Consider the following 20,840-nt stretch of genomic DNA (forward strand, 5'->3'; position numbering starts at 1 on the left):
ATAGATTAAATTAAGTGAAATAAACCTTAACTTACAAAATTTGATGAGATGATATATTAATCTAAATAAGGAGGAAAACTGGTCACCATTTTAGAGTCAACTTTAAAATGGTCTAGTATCTAAAGTTATGCCTAAAGAACCAGACTTAACCGGAGCAGAAGTTGTCAATATCTGTTCTGACTACATGAATGAAACAGACCTTTTACTCGTAGAAAAAGCACTTGCTTGTGCTTCGCTTGCCCATGCAGACCAATATCGTGCATCAGGAGAAGCTTACTTTGTCCACCCTACCCAAGTTGCAGGAATTTTAGCCAAATTAAAACTGGATGCCGTTACCGTTTCCTGTGGTTTTTTGCATGATGTTGTTGAAGATACCAATTTTACCCAAGGTGATTTGCAAGAATTATTTGGCGACGAAATTGCTGAAATTGTTGATGGAGTTACTAAGTTAGGTAAAGTTGAGTATAAGTCACACGAAGAACAATTGGCTGAAAACCACCGTAAGATGCTTATGGCTATGTCCAAAGACATTCGTGTTATTTTGGTCAAATTGGCTGACCGTTTGCACAATATGCGCACGCTTAAACATCTCAGACCAGATAAACAAAAGAGGATTTCACGTGAAACCATGGAAATTTATGCCCCTCTTGCTCATCGCTTGGGGATTGCCAGTATCAAATGGGAATTAGAAGATTTATCATTCCGTTATCTTGAAGAAGCAGAATTTTATCGCATTCGTGGTCTCATGAATGAAAAAAGAACAGCTCGTGAAGCGCTTGTTGCTGAAGTAATTGGTAAATTACAAGAACGAGTCGAAAAAGCTGGAGTTGACGCAGAAATTTATGGTCGTCCAAAACATATTTATTCTATTTATCGTAAAATGCACGATAAGAAGAAACGTTTTGATGAGATTTATGACCTGATTGCCATTCGTTGTATCACAGAAACAACAAGTGACGTTTACACAACTTTAGGTTATATTCATGACCTTTGGAAACCAATGCCAGGTCGTTTTAAAGACTATATTGCCAATCCAAAAGCCAATGGTTATCAATCTGTCCATACAACCGTTTATGGTCCCAAAGGGCCAATGGAATTCCAAATTAGAACACGAGAAATGCACCAAATCGCTGAGTTTGGGGTTGCCGCTCACTGGGCTTACAAACAAGGAATTAAAGCAAAAGTTGATGTTCATGAAATTTCTGAAACCTTGAATTGGATCCATGAACTTGTGGAATTGCGTGAAGAAGCTGGTGATTCAGCAGAAGATTTTGTCAAAGCCGTTCAAGAAGATATTTTATCAGATAAGATTTATGTCTTCACTCCAAATGGTGAAGTCCAAGAATTACCAAGAGGTTCAGGTCCTATTGACTTTGCTTATGCTATCCATACAAAAGTTGGTGACCATGCGACTGGAGCGAAAGTAAATGGACGAATGAAACCATTATCTGTTCAACTAAAAACAGGTGATCGGGTTGAAATTATTACCAGCTCAAGCTCTTTTGGACCAAGCCGTGACTGGATTAATCTAGTTAAAACTAATAAAGCTAGAAACAAAATCAAACAATTCTTTAAGAACCAAGATAAAGAATTGTCGGTCAATAAAGGCCGTGAAATGTTACAAGAAGCTTTGGAAGAAGGTGGATTTGTACCAAATCAGTATTTAGATAAGAAACATCTAGATGAAGTCTTCAATAAGATTAGCTACCGTAATGCGGAAGCTTTGTATGCGGCGATTGGATTTGGTGAGCTTTCAGCAACAACAATTGCCAATCGTTTAACTGAAAATGAACGTCGTGAAGTTGAGAGAGCCAAACAAAAAGCCGAAGCTGAAGAGCTGATGAAGGGTGAAGTTAAACGCGAATCAAGTAAAAACATCATGAAGATTCGTCACGATGGTGGAGTCAGTGTTTCAGGGATTGATAGCCTACTAGTTCGTATCGCCAAATGTTGTAATCCTGTTCCAGGGGACCCAATTGTGGGGTATATTACAAAAGGGCGTGGTGTTTCAGTTCATAGAGCTGATTGTCAAAATGTGCGAAGTATGGAAGACTTTGAACAAAGACTTGTTGAAGTTGAATGGGATGATTCAGAAAACTTAGTGAAAGAATATGTCGCTAATATTGATGTCTATGGCTTTAATCGTCCTGGATTACTCAACGATGTGATGCAAGTTTTATCAAATTCTACTAAAAATTTGATTTCAATTAATGCTCAACCCACTAAAGATAAAAAAATGGCGAATATTCACATCGCTTTAGGCATTAAAAATCTATCAGATTTGACTTTGATTGTTGATAAAATCAAAATGACCCCAGATGTTTATTCTGTAAAACGGACAAATGCTTAAAAAAAGAGCTTGACTTAGTCAAGCTCTTTTAAATTACTTTCTTTAATAATATAATTGGGACGTTTTTTTGTTTCCAGGAATATTTTAGCGATATATTTACCAATAATTCCAAGAGAGAGAAGTTGTAAGCCACCTAAAAGTAAAATCAAAACAATCAAAGTTGGAAAACCTTGAACAGGGTCACCAAAAATCAGTGTTTTAAGAAGATAAAAAATACTGAGTAAAAGTGAGGCTAAAAAACTAAAAAAACCAACAAATGTCGCAATATTGAGCGGCATTTCCGAAAAATTTATAATCCCATCAATAGAATAACGGAGAAGTTGACTAAAAGACCAAGAAGTTTGACCAGCACTTCGTTCATGATTTTCGTATTCTAAATAAGTTACATCATAACCTACCCAAGAAAAAAGTCCTTTTGAAAAACGATTATTTTCTCTGAGTGTCAAAATACTATCCACAACTTGACGAGTCATAAGCCGAAAATCTCTGGCTCCGTCTACAATAGGTGTAGTCGATACTTTATTAATAATCTTATAAAAAAGTCGAGAGAAAAATGAAATCAGTGGAGATTCACCAGAACGTGAAATTCTGCGAGCACCAACACTATCATAGCCTTCTTGAAGTTTCTGATACATAGAAACAATTAGTTCAGGTGGATCTTGTAAATCAACATCCATTACTGTAACAAGTGGCTCTGTAGTAGCTTCTAAGCCAGCAAGTAAAGCTGCTTCTTTACCAAAATTTCTTGAGAAACTAATGTAGTTAATATTGTCAACTTGACTCGCTAATTTTTTTATAAGAGGAAGCGTGTGGTCACTAGAACCGTCGTTTACAAAGTAAAAAACCTTTTTTAGCTCAAGTTTTTCTGTTTTGTCATTTACCTCTTTAATAAAGAGCTCAATCGTTTCTTCTTCGTTATAAACGGGGACAACAATCGCTAATTCTTCCATTTTTTTCCTTTATTGTTTTTTTATTTTATCTTATCTTAGTACCTATTTATGATAATAGCTAAAGAGTCCTGTGATGTCAAGCTTCCTTTTGATGTTATTAAAATGAAGAAATGCCCAAGAGAGCTGATTAAAATTGGACTTTTTGTGCTATACTGTCAGTAAAGAGATTATCATAGGAGTGAAATATAAAGATTATGAAAATAGTAATTCAACGTGTAAAGTCAGCTTCTGTCAGTATTGATGGAGTCATTAAGGAAAAAATTAAGCAAGGCTTTTTATTGTTGGTTGGGGTTGAAGATGCTGACAGTAATTTTGATTTGGATTATGCAGTACGTAAAATCGCGCAAATGCGAATTTTTTCAGATGAAGCTGATAAAATGAATCTCTCCGTTCAAGATATTCAAGGAGAGATTTTATCAATTTCTCAGTTTACTTTGTATGCGGAGACTAAAAAAGGGAATCGTCCGAGCTTTTCTGCAGCAGGTAAACCTGATTTTGCAAAAGCAATGTATGAAAAATTTAATGATAGCTTAGCTCAGATTGTGCCGGTTAAAGCAGGAGTTTTTGGGGCAGATATGCAAGTTGAATTGATAAATGATGGTCCTGTCACTATTATTTTAGATACGAAAGAAGCTAGAAAAAATGCCTAAAAGACTGCAAAAAAGTAGCGTAAAAAAGCGGGTTTCTGTTCGCTCTGTCAGTAAAATAAAAACTTATCAGGCCTCAGAAAAGCCTGACCAAATTGGTGAAATCTGGCAAAATAATATTATTCAATCCCTTGATGAAGATTATTTAAAGGAACAGGCAAGAAAACAACAAAGTCAAAACCTGACTGAACGTCAGAAACGAAAAATTGAGGAAATGCAAAGCAATCCGGAGATGATTCAAGCGCGTGAAGAACTTAAAGAAGAGTTTCTCAATACGCATCCACAATATGCCAAGATGACGAGTGAAGAATTGCAAGAATCAATGACTCATCATGCTTTAGAAGATGAAAAGCTTAGAAAACAAAAGCTCCGTCATCACATTGAAGCATTTGCTGACGGAATTATTGCGGTTATCATTACAATTATGCTCCTTGAAATTCCTGTCCCTTCTGGTAATCAAGGTTATTGGGAGTTCATCAGTTCAGTTGGAATCTTCTTAGTTAGTTTTGTTGTTACAGCTAATTTTTGGTTCAATCGTCACAAGATTTTTGCTCTGACAGAGGAAATTACGGAAAAAATCATTGTTCAAGATTTTATCTTTATTGGTTTACTTTCACTAATTCCGCTGTTGACCAAATGGATTATGGTTGCTCCAACATCATTTAGTGCCCTGAATTTTGGTCTGGTTTTGATTGTGATTTTACTTCAGCAGGAGCTTTTAAGTTATTCAATTACTAAAGATCATTTTCATAAAATGCCTAAATCATTTAAATTCTGGCGTCGTGTTTGGTTAATCAGGCTATTTTCAACTATTCTAATGAATGTTGTCATCATGATTATTGCCATTATTTTTCCATTTTATGGACATTGGCTCTTTGTTATTGTTCCTATTTTTAACTTTTTGTTCCGCATGGTTAATGACCGCAATCAGGAGGAAGAAGTTTATGCTGCTACACGTTCTATCGGTGTTCCTTATTTGAAAGAAGGTTAATAATGACTGTAAAAAATATTATTTTTGATTTAGGTGGTGTAATTTTAGACTTAGGTTTTGAACGAATGGTCAACTCCTTTGAGAACTTAGGAATAAAAGATTTTTCTGCTTATTTTAATCCGCAAAAGCAAGTCGATTTTTTTGAGGAATTAGAATTAGGCCTTATTTCTCCCGAAATTTTTTATGACAAGTTTAGAGAAGCAACAAATAGCCAACTGACAGATGAGGTAATTGAAGAAAATTGGAATTTAATTCTAAAAGATTTCCAAAAAGAACGAATGGATTTACTGACAGAGCTGTCAGCAGATTTTTCACTCTATCTTTTTTCAAATACGAATGCTATTCACGCTAAGTGTTTTGAGCAACGTTGTATTGAAGAAATGGGTCAGCCTCTATCAACTTATTTTAGAAAAACTTATTATTCACATGACTTGCATTTAAGAAAGCCAACAGTTGAAAGTTTTCAAGAGGTTCTTCGTCAGTCAAATTTAAAGGCTGATGAAACTTTATTTGTTGATGACAATGCGGATAATATCTTGGGGGCGCAAGCAGCAGGTTTGAAAACGTATCATCTAAAGGCACCAAAAGTACTGACAGAACTCAATTTCCAAGAAATAATTTACTGACAAGTCTGTCAGTAATTTTTTTTGGAAAAAATATTTTTATACTGCATAAAGTTAGTTCTTGACAATTGTCAGACAATTCGGTAAAATACAGTTTATTGAAATTATTTAGTTACAAATTCAGAAAAATGAGGATTTATTATGGGATTTATGAGAAAAGCTGATTTTGAGCTTTATCGAGATGCAGATAAACACTATAATCAGGTGTTAACCACACGTGATTTTCTTGCACTAGGTGTTGGAACAATTATTTCGACTTCTATTTTTACTTTACCAGGTCAGGTCGCTGCTCAATTTGCAGGCCCAGGTGTTGTCTTTTCTTACCTGCTTGCTGCATTGGTCGCTGGTTTTGTTGCCTTGGCTTATGCTGAAATGTCAACAGTGATGCCATTTGCGGGTTCGGCCTATTCTTGGATTTCAGTCTTATTTGGCGAAGGTTTTGGTTGGATTGCTGGTTGGGCTTTGCTTGCGGAATATTTTATTGCCGTTGCCTTTGTTGGTTCAGGCTTCTCAGCAAATCTGCAACAATTGCTAGCGCCACTCGGTTTCCATCTACCAAAAATATTGGCCAATCCATTTGGTACAGACGGTGGAGTTGTCGATATTATTTCACTTTTAGTCATTTTACTCTCGGCAATTATTGTCTTTCGTGGGGCATCTGATGCTGGACGAATCAGTCAAATTCTTGTTGTGCTTAAAGTAGCAGCTGTTATTGCTTTCATTATCGTTGGGATTACGGTCATTAAGCCAGCAAATTACCATCCATTTATTCCACCACACAATCCCAAAACAGGTTTTGGTGGCTTCTCGGGAATCTGGTCTGGGGTGTCAATGATTTTCTTGGCCTATATCGGTTTTGATTCAATTGCAGCCAATTCAGCGGAAGCTAAAAACCCCCAAAAAACAATGCCACGTGGAATTATTGGGTCGCTTCTGATTGCTGTTGTTCTATTTGCAGCAGTAACCTTGGTACTTGTAGGGATGCATCCTTACTCAGCCTATGCAGGAAATGCAGCGCCAGTTGGTTGGGCTCTTCAACAATCAGGTTATTCTGTTTTATCAGAAGTTGTAACAGCTATTGCACTTGCCGGAATGTTTATCGCCCTTTTGGGAATGGTTCTTGCAGGTTCACGTTTGCTTTATGCTTTTGGACGCGATGGACTTTTACCTAAAGGTTTGGGTAAAATGAATGCTCGAAATCTTCCAGCAAATGGTGTGTGGACCTTAGCCGTTGTTGCTATTGTCATCGGGGCATTCTTCCCCTTTGCTTTCCTTGCTCAACTTATTTCAGCAGGAACTTTGATTGCTTTCATGTTTGTTACACTTGGAATCTATTCACTTCGTCGTCGTCAAGGAAAAGATTTGCCAGAAGCAACTTACAAAATGCCTTTCTATCCAGTTTTACCAGCTCTTGGTTTTATTGGTTCATTATTTGTATTTTGGGGATTGGATGTGCAAGCAAAACTTTATTCAGGAATTTGGTTCCTTATTGGAATTTTGATTTATTTTGCTTATGGAAATCGTCGAAGCAGAAAATCAGAAGAAAAATAAAAAGATATTATAAAAAATGGTTTCAAAATCTTTTGGAACCAATTTTTTGTCATCATTTTGGAGCGGACAAAAATTGCTAAAATTACTAAAATAAGTTAAAATAGGGAAGTTATCAGCAACTATGATATGAGGAGTAAATTACCCAAAAATGAAAGAATATGAAAAACAACATCGAATCTTTTATGTCTTTTTACGCAATCTTGTCGCTTTTTTACTTTTGATTTTGAATGGAAAAAGTAAATACTACAATGTTGACCGAATTCCTAAAGATGAAAATTATATATTAGTCGCCCCTCACCGAATGGCTTGGGAGCCAGTTTGGTTTGCTTTTGCAACTCGTCCTAAACAATTTATTTTCATGGCGAAAAAAGAATTGTTTAAAGGTTTTGGGGGTTGGTGGATTAAAATGTGTGGTGCCTTTCCAGTTGACCGCGAAAATCCAGGAACTAAGCCTTTAAAACATGCGGTTAAAATGCTTAAAGAATCAGATAAATCAATGATTATGTTTCCATCAGGAAGTCGTCATAGTGCAGAGATGAAAGGTGGCGTTGCGGTCATTGCTAAAATGGCAAAAGTCCGTATTGTACCTGCCGTCTATCAAGGGCCTTTGACGATGAAAGGTGTTTTCAAGCGTCAAAAAGTTTCAATAAATATTGGACATCCAATTGATATTTCAGATATTAAAAAAATGGATGAAGCAGGCATTGCCGAAGTTAACCGTCGAATGGAAGTTGCTTTTGCAGAGCTTGATAAAGAATTGAACCCAGATTTTCATTATGAAGCAAAATAAAAAAACTCTAGCAAATTGATTTGCTAGGTTTTTTTTGACTTATTCTGAATCAAAAAGTCCTGCTTCTGTCAGATTGAAATCAGACAGAAAGCTCAAAATAATTGATTTTTCTTGTTCATTATATTTATCGAAAATTTGTCCAAGTTTAATATCCATGATTTTATGCATTTTATCGTGAATGGTCGCTACTTTTCGACCTTTGACTGTCAGGTGATAGAAAATTTTCTTTTTATCACTTTCAGATTGATAAGTAGTTAAAAACTGATATTTGATTAAATTTTGGACAGCACGAGTCACTCCGCCGCGAGTGACGGATAATTTTGTGGCTAATTCAATACCAGTTAAATCTTCTTTGGTCAAAGCTGACAAAATGTGAAGGGCAACAACTGACAAAGTCAAAACTTCTTTTTCTAATTTATCATTATCTAATTGAGCTAAAATCCAGCTTCTTTCCTGAGAACGATTGTCAGTTGCATGTCGTAACTCACGCAATTCTTTTGAAATTTGTTGGTTTAGGTCTGCTGAGGTCATCTTATCCATGCTTACATTATACAATAAAAGGGAATTAGAAGTCTTTCCCAAATTTTTCTGCACTGGTAAATGCTTTTTCTTTTAATTCATCCGCACGTTCTGGGTAGCGAGCATATCCTTCTACGAAAAGTTGTTGACGGTTCTCGTCAGTAATTCCTACCATTTTCATTGTTTGGTCAATATAAGCAGCACCTAAATCGTTAGCCATATGTGTTGGGTCTTGTTCATTATGATAAAATCCTCCGGCTGATTGAATGTGAAGCGATTTTTTTCCTTCAAGTAAGCCAATCGGACCATTTTCAGTATAACGGAAAAGTTTTCTAGGCACAGCAATAACATCAATATATTGTTTCAATTCAGCAGTGACAAAGCCGTTGTACATCGGGTTGGCGAAAACATATTTGTCAGCTGATAGAAATTCTTCTAAATATTCTTCGTGTCGATGTAGTAAATTTTTATCATCAGCACTCAGTGTATCAGGAGCATATTTATTACGTTTCCAAGCAGCAAAAGTTTCATTATCAAGAGCTGGGACCTTTTCTGAAAATAAATCACGGATGATTATTTTATCTAAAGGATGAGACTCTTGATAAGATTTTTTGAATTCTTCTACTGTAGCAAGAGACCAGCTAAAGTCGTCAGTATGTGGGTGAGCTAAAATTATAAGTAAAGTTGTCATTTTTTTATTCTTCTTTCTTTTTGTTGATAAGCAACATTATAAACTTAATTTTGTTGCTTGTCAACATGAAAACGAATTAAATTCGAATTATTTGTGGTATTTCAGTTTGTAAAAGCTATGTAAAAGTGTTACAATTAATGGTAATATCCACTTATTTTGTGAAAGAGAAATTATGCCGAATATTATTAGAAAACTTGTCGAAAACGACAAAAAAGAGCTCAAAAAACTCAATAGAATGGCGCTTCAAGTTGAAAGTTTCGCTGATGAAATGGAACATTTGACTGATGAGCAATTGAAAGCCAAAACTCCCGAATTAAAAGCACGTATTGCAAAAGGAGAAAGTCTTGATGATCTTCTCTATGAAGCATTTGCTGTCTGTCGTGAAGCGGCCCGCCGTGTGCTTGGTTTGTACCCTTTCCACGTTCAAATTATGGGTGGGATTGTCTTACATAATGGTGACGTTCCCGAAATGCGTACTGGTGAAGGTAAAACTTTAACTGCGACAATGCCAGTTTATCTTAACGCTTTGTCAGGTAAAGGCGTTCACGTTGTTACTGTCAATGAATATTTGGCAACACGTGATATGACTGAAATGGGTGAACTTTACAGCTGGCTTGGATTGACTGTTGGTTTGAACTTGAATTCAAAATCACCAGAAGAAAAACGTGAAGCTTACAACTGTGACATCACTTATTCAACATCAGCTGAGCTTGGCTTTGATTATCTTCGTGATAACATGGTGACACGTGCCGAAGATATGGTTCAAAAGCCATTGAACTATGCACTTGTCGATGAAGTTGACTCAATCTTGGTCGATGAAGCCAGAACACCTTTGATTATTTCTGGACAAGCTGAAAGTTCATCAGCACTTTACTATCGTGCTGACCAATTCACTAAAACATTAAAAGGTCAAAACTTGAATGTTGCTACTTCTGAATATGAAGAAGGCGACGATTACAAGATTGATTTACAATCAAAAACAATTTCCTTAACTGAAGAAGGAATTGATAAGGCCGAAAAATTCTTCCAAATCGAAAATCTTTATGATATGGAAAATGTTGCCTTAACTCACTTTGTAGATAATGCTTTACGTGCCAACTTTATCATGCTTCACGACATCGACTATATGGTTGATGAAAACCAAGAAGTTTTGATTATTGACCAATTTACTGGACGTACGATGCCTGGACGTCGTTATTCTGATGGTCTTCACCAAGCAATTGAAGCTAAAGAAGCTGTGCCGATTCAAGACGAATCAAAAACAATGGCTTCAATTACGATTCAAAACTACTTCCGGATGTATAAAAAACTGTCAGGGATGACAGGTACTGCTAAAACCGAAGAAGAAGAATTCCGTGAGATTTATAACATTCAAATCACACCAATTCCAACCAACCGTCCTGTTCAACGTTTAGACCATCCAGATTTACTTTATCCAACTTTGGAAGCTAAATTTAAAGCAGTTATTGATGATATTAAACGTCGTCATGCTGAAGGTCAACCAATTTTGATTGGTACTGTTGCTGTCGAAACTTCCGAATTGATTTCTAAGAAATTGGTTGAAGCAAAAATTCCTCATGAAGTTTTGAACGCAAAAAACCACTTCCGTGAAGCACAAATCATCATGAATGCGGGTCAACAAGGAGCAGTAACGATTGCGACCAATATGGCCGGTCGTGGGACTGATATCAAGCTTGGGCCTGGTGTAATTGACCATGCAGACCCTGAATTCCGAGGTCTTGCTGTTATTGGTACTGAGCGTCATGAATCTCGTCGTATTGATAATCAATTACGTGGTCGTTCTGGACGTCAAGGTGACCCAGGGGTTTCACAATTCTATCTTTCTCTTGAAGATGAATTAATGAAACGTTTTGGTTCGGAACGTGTTTCAGCTTTCCTAGATAGAATGCGTATTTCTGGTGAAGATGCTGTCATCAAATCTGGCTTGATTACTCGTCAGATTGAAAGTTCACAAAAACGTGTCGAAGGAAATAACTACGATTCTCGTAAACAAGTCTTGCAATATGATGATGTCATCCGTGAGCAACGTGAAGTTATTTATGCGCAACGTCAGGAAGTTATCTTGGCTACAGAAGATATGACTCCTGTTTTGATGGGCATGTTCAAGCGAACAATTGATCGTCAAGTGGATGGTCATGAACTTGCAGGAAGTCTTAAAGATGAAGAAAATGTCAAAAATCTCTTGCAAACATTACACAATACAATGTTGCCAGAAGATGGCATTGAATTGTCTGAACTGACAGGCTTGTCAGTACAAGCAATGAAAGATTTGATTTTTGATAAAGTCAAAGCTCGTTATGCTTCACAAATGGAAAAATTATCTGACCCAGAACGTCAGTTGGAATTCCAACGTGCAGTTATCTTACGAGTTGTTGATAATAACTGGTCAGAACACATTGATGCGCTTGACCAAATGCGTCAATCAGTAGGACTTCGTGGTTATGCCCAAAATAACCCTATTGTTGAATATCAAGAAGAATCATATAAAATGTACAATAATATGATTGGTGCGATTGAATTTGAAGTGACTCGTTTGATGATGAAAGCTCAAATTCAACCACAAACGGCAATCCGTCAGGAAGCGCCAAGAATGACAACCACAGCTTCACAAGAAAATATTACAAATGTTGATACTGAACATTCTGTCAGTGAAGAAATTTCATTTGAAAATGTTGGACGTAACGACCTTTGTCCTTGTGGTTCTGGTAAGAAGTTTAAAAATTGTCACGGACGTACACATATTGCCTAAAAGGCCAATTAATTTACTGACAGCTCTGTCAGTAAATTTTTTTATCACTAATGGACGCAAATAAGTATAGAATTAAATAAATTTTTGATACAATAGATAAAATAACAAAGCGAAATACGAGGAATTGGAATGAGTTTTAAAGAAATAAGTCCTAAGATAAATATTGATGCGATTAAGATGTTGGGACATCTCAACAGTGCGCAACAAGAAAAAAAATTGCAACGAGATAAAGAACTTGAAGCAATTATAAAAGGTGAAGATGACCGTTTACTCTTGATTATTGGGCCATGTTCGTCAGACAATGAAGAAGCAGTTTTAGAATATGCTCGCCGTTTAGCTAAACTTCAAGAAGCAGTTAAAGATAAAATTTTTATGGTCATGCGTGTCTATACTGCAAAACCCCGTACAAATGGCGATGGCTATAAAGGATTGATTCACGAACCAGATGCTGATGGTCATACCGATTTAATCAATGGAATCAAAATGGTTCGTGACTTACATTACAAGGTCATCACTGAAACTGGTTTGACAACTGCTGATGAAATGCTTTACCCAGAAAATCTTCCAATGGTAGATGATTTGGTCAGCTACCATGCAATTGGTGCACGTTCTGTTGAAAATCAACAACACCGTTTTGTTGCATCTGGGATTGATGTGCCAACTGGTTTGAAAAATCCAACATCAGGAAATTTGAAAGTGATGTTTAATGGAATTTACGCCGCTCAACAATCACAAGATTTCCTCTTTGGTCGTGCAGAAGTTCAAACATCAGGAAATCCTTTAGCACATGCGATTTTGCGTGGTGGACAAGATGAAAATGGAAAATATCATCCAAACTACTACACTGATAACTTGCTTGATACAATTGAAATTTATGAAAAAATGGGCTTGAAAAATCCTTTTATTGTCATTGATACAAACCATGATAACTCTGGTAAGAAATTTATGGAACAAATCCGTATTGTTCGTCAAACCTTAGTTAATCGTGACTGGGATGATAAAATTCGCCAAAATGTTCGTGGCTTCATGATTGAATCTTACCTAGAAGATGGTCGCCAAGATAAACCAGAAGTATTTGGTAAATCAATTACTGACCCATGTTTAGGTTGGGATAAAACAGAAGCACTTGTTCAAGAAATTTACGAAGCTGAAAACAAAAATAACTAAAAATAAAAGCTGTCAGAACTGACAGCTTTTTTTCAGCTCATTTTCTTCAGGAAAATAATATAAAAAATACTTATTTGATGATAAAAGAAATCAAAGTCTAGCAACCATTCAAAAGCAGCCATGAAAAAAATAATGAAAAATTAACAGCAGATATTGCAAACCCTTTCGTTTTGTGGTACAATTTCAAGAGTGATAGATATTTTAGATATCGTCAATAAAAATGAAAAAACATCTAAGGAGAACCATAAAAATGGCATCTAAAGAATTCCACATCGTTGCAGAAACTGGTATCCATGCACGTCCAGCTACATTGCTTGTGCAAACAGCTTCAAAATTCACATCAGAAATCACTTTGGAATACAAAGGTAAATCAGTAAACCTTAAATCAATCATGGGTGTTATGTCACTCGGTGTTGGTCAAGGCGCTGACGTTACTATTTCAGCTGAAGGTGCAGATGCTGACGATGCAATCTCAACAATCGCTGAAACAATGACTAAAGAAGGACTCGCAGAATAATCATGACAACTATGCTTAAAGGTATCGCCGCATCATCAGGTGTAGCAGTAGCTAAGGCATACTTGCTTGTCCAACCAGATTTGTCTTTCGAAACAAAGACAATTGCTGATACAGCTAATGAAGAAGCTCGCCTTGATGCAGCACTTGCTACATCTCAAAGCGAGCTTCAACTTATTAAGGACAAAGCAGTAACAACCCTTGGTGAAGAAGCAGCATCTGTATTTGACGCTCATATGATGGTCCTCGCTGACCCAGATATGACTGCTCAAATTAAAGCAGTAATCAACGACAAAAAAGTTAACGCTGAATCAGCCCTCAAAGAAGTAACTGATATGTTTATCGGTATCTTTGAAGGAATGACTGATAATGCTTATATGCAAGAACGTGCAGCTGACATTAAAGACGTTACAAAACGTGTTTTGGCTCACCTTCTTGGTGTTAAATTGCCAAGTCCAGCGCTTATCGATGAAGAAGTAATCATCGTAGCAGAAGACTTGACACCATCTGATACAGCCCAATTGGACAAGAAATTCGTTAAAGCCTTTGTTACTAACATTGGTGGACGTACTTCTCACTCTGCAATTATGGCTCGTACTTTGGAAATTCCTGCTGTTCTTGGAACAAATAATATTACTGAACTTGTTTCTGAAGGTCAACTTTTGGCTGTTTCAGGATTGACTGGTGAAGTAATTCTTGATCCATCTACTGAACAACAAAGCGAATTCCACAAAGCTGGTGAAGCTTATGCTGCTCAAAAAGCAGAATGGGCTGCTCTTAAAGACGCTGAAACTGTTACAGCTGACGGACGTCATTATGAGCTTGCTGCTAATATCGGAACACCTAAAGACGTTGAAGGTGTTAACGATAACGGTGCTGAAGCAATTGGTCTTTATCGTACAGAATTCTTGTACATGGATGCACAAGATTTCCCTACAGAAGATGACCAATACGAAGCATATAAAGCTGTACTTGAAGGAATGAACGGTAAACCAGTTGTTGTCCGTACAATGGACATCGGTGGTGACAAAACATTGCCTTACTTTGACCTTCCTAAAGAAATGAACCCATTCCTCGGATGGCGTGCACTTCGTATCAGCCTTTCAACAGCTGGTGACGGAATGTTCCGTACACAATTGCGTGCACTCTTGCGTGCTTCTGTACACGGACAACTTCGTATCATGTTCCCAATGGTTGCTCTCGTAACTGAGTTCCGTGCAGCTAAGAAGATTTATGACGAAGAAAAAGCAAAATTGATTGCTGAAGGTGTTCCAGTTGCAGATGGTATCGAAGTAGGTATCATGATTGAAATTCCAGCAGCAGCAATGCTTGCAGACCAATTTGCTAAGGAAGTTGATTTCTTCTCAATTGGTACAAACGACCTCATCCAATATACAATGGCTGCAGACCGTATGAATGAACAAGTTTCTTACCTTTACCAACCTTACAATCCATCAATCCTTCGTTTGATTAACAATGTAATCAAAGCAGCTCACGCTGAAGGTAAATGGGCTGGTATGTGTGGTGAAATGGCCGGCGACCAAACTGCTGTACCATTGCTTATGGGTATGGGGCTTGACGAATTCTCTATGTCAGCAACATCAGTACTCCAAACTCGTTCACTTATGAAACGTTTGGATTCTAAGAAAATGGAAGAATTGTCTAGCAAAGCTTTGAGCGAATGTGCAACAATGGAAGAAGTTATTGCCCTCGTTGAAGAATATACTAAATAATCTTTTCAATTGATTTGAATAAATGAATCCTGTCAGTTCTGGCAGGATTTTATGTAATCTATTTATCAACAACAAATTTACTGACAGAAAAACTTATCCACGTGGATAAGTTTTTTGTATTATTTTAATGTTAAAACGTACAATAATGATAAGTGGAGAGAAATGACAAAATTAATTTTTTTGATTACTGGTTAGTTGGAGAGGGAGGTTACAGTCTCATTTTGATATTGATTTTACCTAGCCAAATTAATATTAATTTCTGGCTTATTTTGACGAGTAAGCAAACGAGCGGTTCAGTTTTTAATATTATTGCCCTACCAATTTTGATGGTCTTGCCCAATCTAATTCAACGGGTGATGACCTCAAATTCTATTTACTGGACTAAACAAAAATATATTATTCTGATATTGAATTGTATTTTACTTTCAGTGACAACTTTTTGGTTGCTAACATTGCCTTTTGGGCAGTAAAAAAGTTACTGACAAAAAATCTGTCAGTAACTCATACATGCTTAAAATGGTAATCCTTTAGTGAATTTTCCAAGTTTTTGTTCAGTAACTTTTTCGATTTGGCTTAGCGCATCATTAACAGCATCAGTAACCATATCTTGTAAAGTTTCAGGATCTTCAGGGTCAATCACATCAGGTTTGATGTCGAGAGATTTCAAAGTGCGGTCACCGGAAAATTCAACGGTTACAAGGTCTTGAGCAGATTTACCAACAAAAGTTGTATTGGCAATTTCTTCTTGTGAAACTTGCATTTGTTTTTGAAGTTTTTGTGCTTGTTTCATCATTGATTGCATATTCATCATGGAAATATTACCTCTTTTAGAAATTTTGTTGAAAGCCTTTCAACACCTCTCTATTTTACCATAAAAAAAGATAATAAAAAAATAGGAAAATAAAGGAGAGGCAAATGAAACTTATGTAAAGTCACTTTTTATTTACTGACAGAAGTAGAAAGGTTTGAGGAGATTTCTGTCAGTAAAAAATGAGACAAAAAACTCAGCCTTAGCTGAGTTTTATTAGTGCGGTGGGCGGGACTTGAACCCGCACCAAGAAAATTCCCGACAGGATCCTTAATCCTGCGCGTCTGCCAATTCCGCCACCACCGCGAAAACAGTACCTAAATATAATACCATTTTCATTGTTCTCTGTCAAGAATTAACTCGTAATTTACTGACAAGATTCATAGTAAATTATGGATTATAAGCTTTCATAAATTTTGAAATTGTTTGGCGGTAAAGTTCAGGATTTGTTTCAAATGATTTGGCGTGAGCAGCCCCTTTGATAACCAATAATTCTTTTGGCGTTCCTTTTTTGACAGCTTTATAATTTTCGTAAACCATCGAAGTAGGGACATAAGTATCATTACTTCCATGAATCAATAGAATAGGAAGTTTATCTTTTGTCAGTGCTTTTGTAGCACTAGCCTCTTGGAAAAACCAACCTTGTCGCAATTTACTTTCAAGAGAAACACTATAAACGAGTGGGAAAGGTGGAATATTATAACTTTCTTTTGCTTGATAAGTAATTTCATCCCAAGCGTTGGTATATCCACAATCTTCAATAATATTTTTTACTGACGAAGGCAAAGATTTTTCGCTGGAAGCCATCATTACTGTAGAAGCTCCCATGGACAGTCCATAAAGACTGATTTGACTCTCAGGATTCTTGTCAGTTAAATAGTTAGCCCAAGCAATGACATCAAATTTGTCATGATAACCAAAAGTGATGAATTTGCCTTCTGACTGACCGGCCCCACGATTATCTGGCATGAGCACATTATAACCTAATTCATGAAAAAGTTGACCATACTGGCGCATAGCCGACTTATCTTGGCGAAAACCATGTACCACGATTACTGTATTATTAGTTTTGTGCTCAGCTGGAACATACCATGCATCAAGTTTCAGACCATCATTTTTAATTGACTCAGTACTTTTTGATAATTTATCGAATTTTTGTACCAAAGAATAATTAGGACTGCTACTTTTGACCTGGCCAATCTGTTGATTATTTCGAACACAGGCAATTTGATAAAAATATAAAGTTGCTCCTAAATTAATAACTAAAAGAAGAGCAAAAAGGCCAATTATCACACGCCAGATTTGTTTTTTTCTAAATTTTTTCATAAATTTTATTATACATGAAATTCAAAATAATACCAAAAAATAATGTCTGCAATGTCATACAAACCGCTTGCTGTATGGATTGATGCCCTTTTTTGTGGTAAACTATACTAAATAGGAATTTCTTGTGAAAGAAATTTCAATGTTTTTAAAAAGTGAGGAGTAAAAAGGAAAGTATGAAAAAAGTATTGCTGTCATTTCTAACCATTATGACAATTTTGATGATTGGTGGAGTTAAAGTCTCTGCTGATTCAACACAATCTGAAATTTATCGCTTATACAATAAGAACACTGGCGAGCATTTTTATACCAGTAGTGCTTTTGAGCGTGATTCTGTCAGTAAATCAGGCTGGTCTTACGAAGGAGTGGGTTGGGTTTCTCCTAAAAAATCTGCAACTCCAATTTACCGAGTATTCAATCCCAATGCTCGTGGTGGAGACCACTATTATACTAAAAGTAATTATGAAGCTACTCAACTCGTAAAAAAAGGCTGGAAATGGGATAATAATGCTCAACCTGTCTTCTATTCTGGTGGGAATATTCCAGTATACGTTGCTTTTAATCCAAATGCAAGCTCTGGTTCACATAACTTTACTAAAAATTCAAATGAACAAAATAGTCTTCTTAAATCTGGTTGGGAATATGGAGCGGTCGCTTGGACTTCGGAAACCTGGATAACTCCCAAACCACAACCATCTTGGAAACCGGGTGTTTCTCGCTTCTATACTATTCCAGGCATTGCACATACCGTTTTTGGTGATAATATCATGGAAGAAGCAGATGTAAATAAACTAGGACCAGTAACTTTAAAAGTAGATGCTGATTTAGACCTAACTGGTTCAGGACGAGGTTATCATGGAAAACTTATGATTGGTGACATGGGTGGAGACAACGTCTCATTTGGAATTCAGTATGATGCTAAAAGTGGTTTGGATGATGGGCAATGGGCTGGTAAAGGGCTGTATCTATCAGAGAATGTTGCAGACGGAGGAGTGCATGAAGGAGGGAATACTTTGTATGTCGCTTATGGTTCTGCACCAATTGGTAAAACAGTACATCTCAGCTTAGCTTACTATCAAAGTCGTCAACTTGTCGCTTTCTTTGCAAATGGGGTGTTGATGGGAAGTCAAAAAGTAAACTTTAAGGAAACAAAATCAACAACTAATGCGATATTAAATAGTGATCGAACTGGTCTGACAGAAACCAATGCTCTTTATATGCTCAGTGCCCAAGGAGCGACTGCTTTTGGTGGAGACTCTATTAACGCGGCCTTTACTAACATTACAACTGAAGGAGCACCTTTGGGTTATGAAAATTGGATAGACAGCCCAGGAAATGGTGCGCTTAATTGGTGGAATATCCTAGCCAAGGATTATTCAAGTATTCATCAATCAAATGGTATAGCAGGAAGTCAAATGATACCAACACAAGCACGTGTGACTGTAAAAGGGACTTCTAGCTTGCCAGCAGGTTACGATTGGGATTCATTCCCAGGAGCTAAACAACCCACAGGAGGAATTCAAATTCCAGCGGGAATACCTATTCGTTAAAAATAAATTTAGCTTTTTTAATAAAAGTGTGATAGAATGAAGAAAATAGAATAAATACTCCACCGGGAGTTAAATCGTATGAACGATTGTTTGCATTTCAGTAGGTCTGAGAAGAAATGTAAATGGTCGTTCTTTTTTTAGCTGAGGAGGCAAAAATGACTTGGATTTATTTACTTATAGCGGGAACATTTGAAGTGGCTTGGGCAACAACAATGAAGTTGAGCCACGGCTTTTCAAATTTGAAGTTTACACTACTGACAATCATCGGAATGATTGCTAGCTTTGGTTTTCTTGCACTAGCTCTAAAAAAATTACCTTTAGGGATTGCTTATCCAATTTGGACGGGGATTGGAGCCGTTGGCTCAATCTTAATCGGACTTATTCTATTCAAAGATAAAGTCCCACCATTAACTTGGCTTTTCATTGCCTGTTTAGTCGTGGGTATTATTGGAATAAAAGTAACAAGCGGTCACTAAAGATGATACAGTCTTTTAATTTTTTAGTATATAGATTTCATGATATAATAAGAGAATTGGTAAAAAATAAAAGAAATAGCAATAGAATAATCTATTTGCTATTTTTAATGAGGAGGAAAAAATGAAAAACAAAAAAAGCATGATGAATTTAGCAATTTCTAATCTGTTTTTAGTATTTTTGGGTGCAGGTTTAGTTATTCCTGTTTTGCCAACCCTTAAAGAACAAATGCACTTTTCAGGAACAACAATGGGAATGATGATTTCTATTTTTGCAATTGCTCAATTGGTTGCTTCACCAGTCGCTGGTGCTTTATCTGATAAAATTGGGCGCAAAAAACTCATTGCCATTGGAATGATTATTTTTTCTTTTTCTGAACTTTTATTTGGTTTAGCACAAGCGAAAACAGGCTTTTATATTTCGCGAGCGCTAGGGGGTGTCGCAGCTGCGATGCTCATGCCTTCAGTTACTGCTTACGTGGCTGATATGACCACAATTGCTGAACGTCCTAAAGCGATGGGACTTGTTTCAGCAGCAATCAGTGGTGGCTTTATTATTGGTCCTGGAGTGGGTGGTTTTATTGCCCATTTTGGAATACGTGTTCCTTTTTATGTTGCTGCAATTTTAGCTTTCCTTGGTTTTATTTTAACAATCACAATTTTAAGAGAACCAGAGCGCACAATTGAAAGTCATCAAGAAATCGAAAAAGTTTCATTTCTTGATATTCTCAAAAATCCATTATTTGGTTCACTCTTTATTATAATTTTGATTTCATCATTTGGTTTACAGGCCTTTGAGTCAATTTATAGTATCATGGCAAGCATTAACTTTGGTTTTAGTATGAGTGAAATTGCTTTGGTAATTACAGTGAGTGGAATTTTAGCCCTCTTTTTCCAACTTTTCTTATTTGATGCAATCGTCAATAAAATTGGTGAACTTGGCTTGATTCAATTAACTTTCTTTGCCAGTGCAATTTTCATTGCTGTTATTGCCTTTACAAAATCAAATTTAGTCGTTGCTCTTTCTACATTTGTTGTTTTTCTAGCCTTTGATTTATTTAGGCCGGCTGTAACAACCTATCTTTCAAAGCATGCGGGCAATCGCCAAGGGGCAATCAATGGCTTGAACTCAGCCTTTACGAGTTTTGGAAATATTTTAGGGCCAATGGCCGCGGGTTATATGTTTGACCTTAACCATTTATTTCCATATTATATCTCTGCGATTATTCTACTGGGAACCGGATTTTTATCACTATTCTTAAACAGAAAAAATTTCAGTAAAATCTAAATATAATTTTTTTATTCAAAAAGCCTACACTAATCTGTAGGTTTTTTTATATTTATGTATTAATAATAATTAAAAAAGTATTAAATTTCGTAAATATTAAAG

At 36.4% G+C, this 20,840-nt stretch carries 18 protein-coding genes and 1 tRNA gene; 13 read left to right on the forward strand and 6 right to left on the reverse strand.

Annotated elements, in window-relative coordinates:
• Window positions 1–127 precede the first annotated feature (127 nt).
• Window positions 128–2,350: a bifunctional (p)ppGpp synthetase/guanosine-3',5'-bis(diphosphate) 3'-pyrophosphohydrolase gene (locus LDP15_RS08060; protein WP_003132277.1), complete on the forward strand. Its 2,223-nt coding sequence runs from the start codon at window positions 128–130 to the stop codon at window positions 2,348–2,350.
• Window positions 2,351–2,364: 14 nt separating this feature from the next.
• Here the strand turns inward: LDP15_RS08060 and LDP15_RS08065 are convergent, their stop codons facing one another.
• Entirely contained in the window at window positions 2,365–3,300 is a 936-nt protein-coding gene (locus tag LDP15_RS08065) for a glycosyltransferase family 2 protein (protein ID WP_015425640.1), read from the reverse strand.
• A gap of 194 nt (window positions 3,301–3,494) precedes the next feature.
• On the opposite strand from LDP15_RS08065, the gene dtd reads away from it, so the two are divergent.
• From dtd to LDP15_RS08090, 5 genes are all read left to right on the forward strand, one after another.
• Window positions 3,495–3,950: a D-aminoacyl-tRNA deacylase gene (gene dtd, locus LDP15_RS08070; protein ID WP_042229980.1), complete on the forward strand. Its 456-nt coding sequence runs from the start codon at window positions 3,495–3,497 to the stop codon at window positions 3,948–3,950.
• Window positions 3,943–4,938 (forward strand): TMEM175 family protein, encoded by a 996-nt coding sequence (locus LDP15_RS08075; protein ID WP_015425641.1) that lies wholly within the window; start codon window positions 3,943–3,945, stop codon window positions 4,936–4,938. Before dtd ends, LDP15_RS08075 begins: the two co-directional genes overlap by 8 nt.
• 2 nt (window positions 4,939–4,940) lie before the next feature.
• The gene (locus tag LDP15_RS08080) at window positions 4,941–5,564 is read left to right on the forward strand and encodes an HAD family phosphatase (RefSeq protein WP_015425642.1); all 624 of its coding nucleotides are present in this window, start codon (window positions 4,941–4,943) and stop codon (window positions 5,562–5,564) included.
• Between the two features lie 138 nt (window positions 5,565–5,702).
• Window positions 5,703–7,112, forward strand: coding sequence for an APC family permease (locus LDP15_RS08085; protein ID WP_015425643.1), 1,410 nt, complete (start codon window positions 5,703–5,705; stop codon window positions 7,110–7,112).
• 148 nt (window positions 7,113–7,260) lie between these two features.
• Window positions 7,261–7,902 (forward strand): 1-acyl-sn-glycerol-3-phosphate acyltransferase, encoded by a 642-nt coding sequence (locus LDP15_RS08090; RefSeq protein ID WP_003132283.1) that lies wholly within the window; start codon window positions 7,261–7,263, stop codon window positions 7,900–7,902.
• A 39-nt stretch (window positions 7,903–7,941) separates the two neighbouring features.
• On the opposite strand, the gene LDP15_RS08095 is transcribed toward LDP15_RS08090, so the two are convergent.
• Window positions 7,942–8,433 (reverse strand): MarR family transcriptional regulator, encoded by a 492-nt coding sequence (locus LDP15_RS08095; RefSeq protein ID WP_015425644.1) that lies wholly within the window; start codon window positions 8,431–8,433, stop codon window positions 7,942–7,944.
• A gap of 34 nt (window positions 8,434–8,467) precedes the next feature.
• The gene (locus LDP15_RS08100) at window positions 8,468–9,112 is read right to left on the reverse strand and encodes an NAD(P)H-dependent oxidoreductase (RefSeq protein WP_015425645.1); all 645 of its coding nucleotides are present in this window, start codon (window positions 9,110–9,112) and stop codon (window positions 8,468–8,470) included.
• Between the two features lie 172 nt (window positions 9,113–9,284).
• Here LDP15_RS08100 and secA point away from each other — a divergent pair, with 172 nt between their 5' ends.
• The 4 genes from secA to ptsP all read left to right on the forward strand — a co-directional run bounded on the left by secA (window position 9,285) and on the right by ptsP (window position 15,296).
• Complete coding sequence (secA, locus tag LDP15_RS08105) at window positions 9,285–11,882, forward strand: preprotein translocase subunit SecA (protein WP_015425646.1); 2,598 nt, start codon at window positions 9,285–9,287, stop codon at window positions 11,880–11,882.
• Window positions 11,883–12,011: 129 nt separating this feature from the next.
• Entirely contained in the window at window positions 12,012–13,049 is a 1,038-nt protein-coding gene (locus LDP15_RS08110) for a 3-deoxy-7-phosphoheptulonate synthase (RefSeq protein WP_015425647.1), read from the forward strand.
• Between the two features lie 250 nt (window positions 13,050–13,299).
• A complete protein-coding gene (locus LDP15_RS08115; protein ID WP_003132292.1) occupies window positions 13,300–13,566 on the forward strand; it encodes a phosphocarrier protein HPr in 267 nt (88 codons plus the stop codon).
• A gap of 2 nt (window positions 13,567–13,568) precedes the next feature.
• On the forward strand, window positions 13,569–15,296 hold the full coding sequence (gene ptsP / locus LDP15_RS08120; RefSeq protein WP_010905129.1) for a phosphoenolpyruvate--protein phosphotransferase: 1,728 nt from the start codon (window positions 13,569–13,571) through the stop codon (window positions 15,294–15,296).
• 511 nt (window positions 15,297–15,807) lie between these two features.
• Here the strand turns inward: ptsP and LDP15_RS08125 are convergent.
• From LDP15_RS08125 to LDP15_RS08135, 3 genes are all read right to left on the reverse strand, one after another.
• On the reverse strand, window positions 15,808–16,107 hold the full coding sequence (locus tag LDP15_RS08125) for a YbaB/EbfC family nucleoid-associated protein (protein ID WP_010905131.1): 300 nt from the start codon (window positions 16,105–16,107) through the stop codon (window positions 15,808–15,810).
• Between the two features lie 217 nt (window positions 16,108–16,324).
• A tRNA-Leu gene (locus LDP15_RS08130) sits at window positions 16,325–16,410 on the reverse strand.
• An 84-nt stretch (window positions 16,411–16,494) separates the two neighbouring features.
• The gene (locus LDP15_RS08135) at window positions 16,495–17,430 is read right to left on the reverse strand and encodes an alpha/beta hydrolase (RefSeq protein WP_010905132.1); all 936 of its coding nucleotides are present in this window, start codon (window positions 17,428–17,430) and stop codon (window positions 16,495–16,497) included.
• 173 nt (window positions 17,431–17,603) lie between these two features.
• Between LDP15_RS08135 and LDP15_RS08140 the strand changes: the two genes are divergently transcribed.
• The 3 genes from LDP15_RS08140 (at window position 17,604) to LDP15_RS08150 (ending at window position 20,738) form a co-directional block, all read left to right on the forward strand.
• Entirely contained in the window at window positions 17,604–18,977 is a 1,374-nt protein-coding gene (locus LDP15_RS08140; protein WP_225513356.1) for a hypothetical protein, read from the forward strand.
• Between the two features lie 155 nt (window positions 18,978–19,132).
• Window positions 19,133–19,453, forward strand: a complete 321-nt coding sequence (locus tag LDP15_RS08145; RefSeq protein ID WP_021723289.1) for a SugE family quaternary ammonium compound efflux SMR transporter — start codon at window positions 19,133–19,135, stop codon at window positions 19,451–19,453.
• Between the two features lie 121 nt (window positions 19,454–19,574).
• The gene (locus tag LDP15_RS08150) at window positions 19,575–20,738 is read left to right on the forward strand and encodes an MFS transporter (protein WP_014570341.1); all 1,164 of its coding nucleotides are present in this window, start codon (window positions 19,575–19,577) and stop codon (window positions 20,736–20,738) included.
• Window positions 20,739–20,840 lie beyond the last annotated feature (102 nt).

This window comes from Lactococcus sp. SK2-659 (genome assembly GCF_020218185.2).
Lineage (GTDB): Bacteria > Bacillota > Bacilli > Lactobacillales > Streptococcaceae > Lactococcus > Lactococcus lactis.

Bases quoted from the DNA above. Each gene is read 5' to 3' on its own strand.
- LDP15_RS08060 (WP_003132277.1), top strand. From the start codon at position 128: ATGCCTAAAGAACCAGACTTAACCGGAGCAGAAGTTGTCAATATCTGT.
- LDP15_RS08065 (WP_015425640.1), bottom strand. From the start codon at position 3,300: ATGGAAGAATTAGCGATTGTTGTCCCCGTTTATAACGAAGAAGAAACG.
- dtd (WP_042229980.1), top strand. From the start codon at position 3,495: ATGAAAATAGTAATTCAACGTGTAAAGTCAGCTTCTGTCAGTATTGAT.
- LDP15_RS08075 (WP_015425641.1), top strand. From the start codon at position 3,943: ATGCCTAAAAGACTGCAAAAAAGTAGCGTAAAAAAGCGGGTTTCTGTT.
- LDP15_RS08080 (WP_015425642.1), top strand. From the start codon at position 4,941: ATGACTGTAAAAAATATTATTTTTGATTTAGGTGGTGTAATTTTAGAC.
- LDP15_RS08085 (WP_015425643.1), top strand. From the start codon at position 5,703: ATGGGATTTATGAGAAAAGCTGATTTTGAGCTTTATCGAGATGCAGAT.
- LDP15_RS08090 (WP_003132283.1), top strand. From the start codon at position 7,261: ATGAAAGAATATGAAAAACAACATCGAATCTTTTATGTCTTTTTACGC.
- LDP15_RS08095 (WP_015425644.1), bottom strand. From the start codon at position 8,433: ATGACCTCAGCAGACCTAAACCAACAAATTTCAAAAGAATTGCGTGAG.
- LDP15_RS08100 (WP_015425645.1), bottom strand. From the start codon at position 9,112: ATGACAACTTTACTTATAATTTTAGCTCACCCACATACTGACGACTTT.
- secA (WP_015425646.1), top strand. From the start codon at position 9,285: ATGCCGAATATTATTAGAAAACTTGTCGAAAACGACAAAAAAGAGCTC.
- LDP15_RS08110 (WP_015425647.1), top strand. From the start codon at position 12,012: ATGAGTTTTAAAGAAATAAGTCCTAAGATAAATATTGATGCGATTAAG.
- LDP15_RS08115 (WP_003132292.1), top strand. From the start codon at position 13,300: ATGGCATCTAAAGAATTCCACATCGTTGCAGAAACTGGTATCCATGCA.
- ptsP (WP_010905129.1), top strand. From the start codon at position 13,569: ATGACAACTATGCTTAAAGGTATCGCCGCATCATCAGGTGTAGCAGTA.
- LDP15_RS08125 (WP_010905131.1), bottom strand. From the start codon at position 16,107: ATGATGAATATGCAATCAATGATGAAACAAGCACAAAAACTTCAAAAA.
- LDP15_RS08135 (WP_010905132.1), bottom strand. From the start codon at position 17,430: ATGAAAAAATTTAGAAAAAAACAAATCTGGCGTGTGATAATTGGCCTT.
- LDP15_RS08140 (WP_225513356.1), top strand. From the start codon at position 17,604: ATGAAAAAAGTATTGCTGTCATTTCTAACCATTATGACAATTTTGATG.
- LDP15_RS08145 (WP_021723289.1), top strand. From the start codon at position 19,133: ATGACTTGGATTTATTTACTTATAGCGGGAACATTTGAAGTGGCTTGG.
- LDP15_RS08150 (WP_014570341.1), top strand. From the start codon at position 19,575: ATGAAAAACAAAAAAAGCATGATGAATTTAGCAATTTCTAATCTGTTT.